The 5,386-nt window shown below is 61.2% G+C and carries 5 protein-coding genes; 2 read left to right on the forward strand and 3 right to left on the reverse strand.

Annotated features, from left to right (window positions below; genetic code table 11):
* Window positions 1-2,497, reverse strand: a 2,497-nt coding sequence (gene mutS / locus ACYVDE_RS16805) for a DNA mismatch repair protein MutS (protein WP_460502710.1), incomplete at its 3' end; no start/stop codon positions are given.
* Between the two features lie 250 nt (window positions 2,498-2,747).
* Between mutS and ACYVDE_RS16810 the strand changes: the two genes are divergently transcribed.
* Window positions 2,748-3,281 (forward strand): RNA methyltransferase, encoded by a 534-nt coding sequence (locus ACYVDE_RS16810; RefSeq protein WP_460502706.1) that lies wholly within the window; start codon window positions 2,748-2,750, stop codon window positions 3,279-3,281.
* Between the two features lie 61 nt (window positions 3,282-3,342).
* Window positions 3,343-3,750 carry a hypothetical protein gene (locus tag ACYVDE_RS16815; RefSeq protein WP_460502707.1) on the forward strand — a complete coding sequence of 136 codons (408 nt, stop codon included), beginning with the start codon at window positions 3,343-3,345 and terminating at the stop codon, window positions 3,748-3,750.
* A gap of 67 nt (window positions 3,751-3,817) precedes the next feature.
* Here the strand turns inward: ACYVDE_RS16815 and ACYVDE_RS16820 are convergent, their stop codons facing one another.
* Window positions 3,818-4,582 (reverse strand): TerC family protein, encoded by a 765-nt coding sequence (locus ACYVDE_RS16820; RefSeq protein WP_460502708.1) that lies wholly within the window; start codon window positions 4,580-4,582, stop codon window positions 3,818-3,820.
* 128 nt (window positions 4,583-4,710) lie between these two features.
* The gene (locus ACYVDE_RS16825; protein ID WP_460502709.1) at window positions 4,711-5,202 is read right to left on the reverse strand and encodes a YajQ family nucleotide-binding protein; all 492 of its coding nucleotides are present in this window, start codon (window positions 5,200-5,202) and stop codon (window positions 4,711-4,713) included.
* Window positions 5,203-5,386 lie beyond the last annotated feature (184 nt).

Genomic DNA, 5,386 nt, shown 5'->3' on the forward strand with positions numbered 1-5,386 from the left:
CGCGGGGCGGCGGCATGGCAATGCCGGCGCGGCTGCCGCTACCATTGGGCTCGATGCCTGCCAGCACGTCGTCGAACTCCGTCGCGGCATTGTCGTCGGCGCCCGCGCTGGTGCGCTCCACTTCCAGGTGATGCATGATTTCGTTGGCCCGCAGCACCACCGAAGTGGGCATACCAGCCAGCCGCGCTACGTGAATGCCGAAGCTATGCTCGGAACCGCCGGGCTGGAGCTTGCGCAGGAACAGGATGCGGCCGTCGGCCTCCTTCACGGCCACGTTGTAGTTGCGCACGCGGGCGCAGTCGTCGGCCAGTTGGTTGAGTTCGTGGTAGTGGGTGGCGAAGAGGGTTTTGGCCTTGGCCTTGGGGTTGTTGTGCAGGTGCTCCACGATGGCCCAGGCAATGCTGATGCCGTCATAGGTGCTGGTGCCGCGCCCGATTTCGTCCATCAGCACGAGGCTGCGGTCCGAGAGGTTGTTGAGAATGGAGGCGGTTTCGGTCATCTCCACCATGAAGGTGCTTTCGCCCTTGCTCAGGTTGTCGGAGGCCCCCACGCGGGTGAAAATCTTATCGATGATGCCCACCGTGGCTGCGTCGGCGGGCACGAAGGAGCCGATTTGGGCCAGCAGCACGATAAGAGCCGTCTGGCGCAACAGCGCGGACTTACCGGCCATGTTGGGGCCGGTTATCACCACAATCTGCTGCTCGTCTTGGTCGAGGCAGATGTCATTCGGGATATAACTTTCGCCGGGCGGCAGCTGCCGCTCGATGACCGGGTGGCGGCCGGCTTTGATGTCGAGCAGGGTGCCATCGTTCACCACGGGCTGCACGTAGCGCTGCTGCCGCGCCGTGAGCGCGAAGCTGGCCAGGCAGTCGGTCACGCCAATGGCGCGGGCATTCTGCTGAATCTGGGGCACGAAATCGAGCGCGGCCAGCACCAGCTCGTTGTAGATGCGCTGCTCAATCACGAATAGCTTTTCCTCGGCGTTGAGAATTTTCTCCTCGTAGGTTTTCAGCTCCTCGGTCACGTAGCGCTCGGCATTCACCAGCGTCTGCTTGCGAATCCATTCGGCGGGCACCTTGTCCTTATGAGCGTTTGTCACTTCAAGATAGTAGCCAAACACCTTGTTGTAAGCCACTTTCAGCGACGAGATACCGGTGTTGCGCTGCTCGCGCATCTGCAGTTGCAGCAGGAAATCCTTGCCCGAGAAAGCCAGGGCGCGCAGCTCGTCCAGCTCGGCATCGACGCCCGTGTTCAGCACGCCGCCCTGGTTGGTGAGGATGGGCGCGTCGGGCTTGATTTTGGTGAGGATTTCCTGGCGCAGGTTGGCGCAGGGATTAAGCTGCTCGGCCAGCTTAACCAGCGCTTTTACGCCCGAAGCGGCTAGCCGCTCGCGCATGGGGGCTACGGCTTCGAGGGCGCGGGCCAGCTGCAGCAGCTCGCGGGGGTTCACGCGGCGCACGGCTACTTTGGAAATCAGGCGCTCCAGGTCGTTTATCTGGCGCAGGTGCTGGGTGAGGTCGCCAAGCAATTCCTCGTCGGCCACCAGGGCGGCCACGGTGTCGAGACGGCGCTGAATCTGGCTTACTTCCTTCAGGGGCAACACTATCCACTTGCGCAGCAGGCGGGCGCCCATCGGGGTTAGCGTCTGGTCGAGCACGTCGATGAGAGGCACGCCGCCGGGGTGCTGGGCCTGCACCAGCTCCAGATTACGTACCGTGAAGCGGTCGAGCCACACGTACTTGTCCTCTTCCAGCCGGCCGAGGCTGGCGATGTGCTGGATGTCGGTGTGCTTGGTTTCGGCGAGGTAATGCAGGATGCAGCCGGCCGCGATGACGCCTTCCTTCAGGTTGTCCACGCCGAAGCCTTTCAGCGAGGTGGTGCGGAAGTGGCGCGTGAGCGTATCGTGGGCGTAGTCGGCCCCGAAAACCCAGTCATCGAGCGCGTAGGTGCAGTAGTCGGGGCCAAAATGCAGCTCAAAATCCGAGCGGCTTTTCTTGCAGAACAGCACCTCGGCGGGGCTGAAATTCTGCATCAGCTTGCCTAGGTAATCGAGCGAGCCCTGGGCGGCCAGGAACTCGCCGGTGCTGATATCGAGGAAGGAAATACCGGCCTCGGTTTTACCGAAGTGAATGGCGGCCAGGTAATTATTCGAGCGGCGTTCGAGCACGTTGTCGTGCATGCTCACGCCGGGCGTCACCAGCTCGGTGATGCCGCGCTTTACCAAGCCCTTGGCTTCCTTGGGATTTTCGAGCTGGTCGCAGATGGCCACGCGCTGGCCAGCACGCACCAGCTTGGGCAGGTAGTTGTCGAGCGAATGGTGTGGGAAGCCGGCCAGAGCCACTTCGCTGCTACTACCGGCCCCGCGCTTGGTAAGCGTGATGTCGAGAATGCGGGCAGCCGTGACGGCGTCCTCCCCGAACGTCTCGTAAAAATCGCCCACCCGGAACAGGAGCACCGCGCCCGGGTGCTGCTGCTTGAGCTGGTAATACTGCTTCATCAGCGGCGTTTCACTCACGGCCGGGATGGGCACGGTGAAATGGTCGGGGCCGACGGATTTGATAACGAATTCTTTTTTGGGTGCAGGCAAGGCAACGGCGCGCGACCTTTGCAGGCCGCAGCATTTTGATGTGAACGAGGAAAGGGCAGCAGTTTCCGCAACTGCGGACGCGGCCCGATGAAGCACATCAAACCTGCGGGCCACCCTATTTTAAACCGACAAAGCGAACCGCAAAGTTCGCGGTATTTCGATGCGAAAACTCACAATGGCCGAGCTGAACCGGGCCACGGTTGATGACTTCAAAAGTACGCCCAAAAGCCCCGTGGTTTTGGTGCTCGACAACGTGCGCAGCATGCACAACGTGGGCGCCATCTTCCGCACGGCCGACGCGTTTGCCCTCGAAAAAATCTACCTCTGCGGCTACACGCCACGCCCGCCGCACCGCGAAATCACCAAAACCGCGCTGGGCAGCGAGGAGTCGATGGCTTGGGAGTACGCCGCCGAAACCGTGGAGGCCGTGGCCGCCCTCAAGGCCGCCGGCTACCAGGTGGCCGCGGTGGAGCAAACGACCGGCAGTGTGCTACTGCCCCAGTTTCGGCCCGAAGTTGGCCGGCCGCTGGCGCTGGTGATGGGCAACGAAGTATTCGGCGTAGAAGATGCCGTGCTGGCGCTGTGCGATATGGCGGTGGAAATTCCGCAGTTCGGCACCAAGCACTCGCTGAACGTGGGCGTGGCCGCCGGCGTGGTGCTCTGGGACGCACTGGTGAAGCTGGGCGTGGTGTAGGGGCGCGTTGCACGCTCGCCCGGCCCCGGCAACCATTGCGGCAGCCAGCAGTTGGAGTGTCATGCCCACTCCCCCATTCACGCGCCCCGACGACGCCCTGCTGGCCCTGCGCCCCCTCGTGCCCACCGAAACTACCGATGTCGACGGCACCGTGGGCGCCTTCCTGCACGCCACGCTACGCCCGGTACTCAAGCTGCAAAACGACCTGCTGCTGGCCGTGGTGGCCGATTTTGTGCGCGACCACCACATCGCCCTGCGGCCCACTGACCAGCACCACCAGCTCAGCGAGCTGCTGACCCGCAACACCAAGCTGCGCTACACCGTGGTGGGTCTGATTTCCGGCCAGTTCACTGCTGCCGAATACGCCTTCTACCGCCAGCACCGCGCCGAACTCAACCGCCGCCTGTTGGAAATGGCCCTGCGCCGCGTGCTCGACCAGCCCGATGTCGTAGTGGTGCTAGCCAGTTGATTTTCATCGGAGCAGGCGCAGCAGAAAGGCGCAGAGGACCGCAGAACGTTCTGCGGTCCTCTGCGCCTTATGGCGAGTCGCGCAGGTGCACGGGCTTGTTTTTCTTGCGCAGGCGCAGGTTCAGCAGCTCCACCACCAGCGAGAAAGCCATGGCGAAGTAGAGGTAGCCCTTCTCGATTTCCTTGTGGGCGGCCTCCATCACCAGCATGAAGCCAATCATGATAAGGAACGAGAGGGCCAGCATCTTGATGGTGGGATTGTTGTTCACGAAGTTGGCCACGGCCCCGCTAAAGGTGAGCATGATGCCCATGGCGCAAATCACGGCCGCAATCATTACCAGCACGTTATCGACGAGGCCCACGGCGGTGAGAATGGAGTCGAAGCTGAATACGATGTCGATGACGACGATTTGCAGGATGATGCTCATCATCGACGCGCTCCCGCCCTTGCCCACTTCCTCTTCTTCCTCGCCCTGCAGCTTGGTGTGAATCTCGGTGGTGCTCTTGTACATCAGGAACAGGCCGCCCGCCAGCAGAATAAGGTCGCGCCCGGTCACGCCGAAGGGCTGGTCGAGCCACGGAAACTGGGGCAGGTTGAACAGCGGATTGCGCAGGCTCACAATCCAGGAAATGCTCAGCAGCAGGCCGATGCGGAACAGCAGCGCCAGCAGCAGGCCGATGGTGCGGCCCCGCGCCTGCTTCTCCTGCGGCAAGCGGTTGACGACGATGGAAATGAAAATGATGTTGTCGATGCCCAACACGATTTCCATAAACGTGAGGGTCAGCAAACTAACCCAGGTGGCGGCGTGGGTAAAGGCTCCGAAATCGTACATAAGTTGAATGAGAGAATGTGCGAATGTGGAAAAATGAAAATGGATAAAGTCAGGGCTGAATAGCAGTACTTATTGCAGCATTACGCGCATCATCCTCACATTTCCACATTCTCCTCATCGTCACATTTTTAGGATTTCATGTTCACAAATTGCAGCGGCAGGCCGATATCGGCCTTGCGCAGCACGGCGATGGCGGCCTGCAAATCGTCGATTTTCTTGGCCGATACGCGAATCTGGTCGTCCTGCATCTGGGCCTCCACTTTCACCTTGGCATCTTTGATGGCCTTGATGATTTTGCGGCCGAACTCCTTGTCGACGCCGGCGCGTACCTTGATGGTTTTCTTGATGAGCTGGCCGCTGGGCTGCTCGTCGGCCGTGAAGTCGAGGCTGGTGCCGTCGATGCCCTGCTTCACCACGCGGCCGAGCAGAATGTCTTCGAGGGCTTTGATGCGCATTGAATTTTCGGACGACAGCAGGATGGTGTTTTCCTTTTTGTTGAGCTCGATGCCACCTTTGGTATCGCGCAGGTCGTAGCGGGTTGCAAGTTCTTTAACGGCTGTGTTGACTGCGTTTTCCAGGGTTTGCGGGTCAACTTTGCTCACGATGTCGAAGGATGCCATAGCGGGTGGGGCGTAGCTTTGAGAAGATTAAACCGGCGCGGGCCGGTCCGCAAAGGTAACGGCCCGCACCGGCCTTCGTTACGTTTCCGCTTCACGTTTCCCTCATGAACGCCGCCGCCGCCATTCGCGCCCCCCGCACGCCCGCCGAGTGGGCCGCCTACTACGCCCTGCGCTACGCCGTGCT

Source organism: Hymenobacter agri, assembly GCF_054778495.1.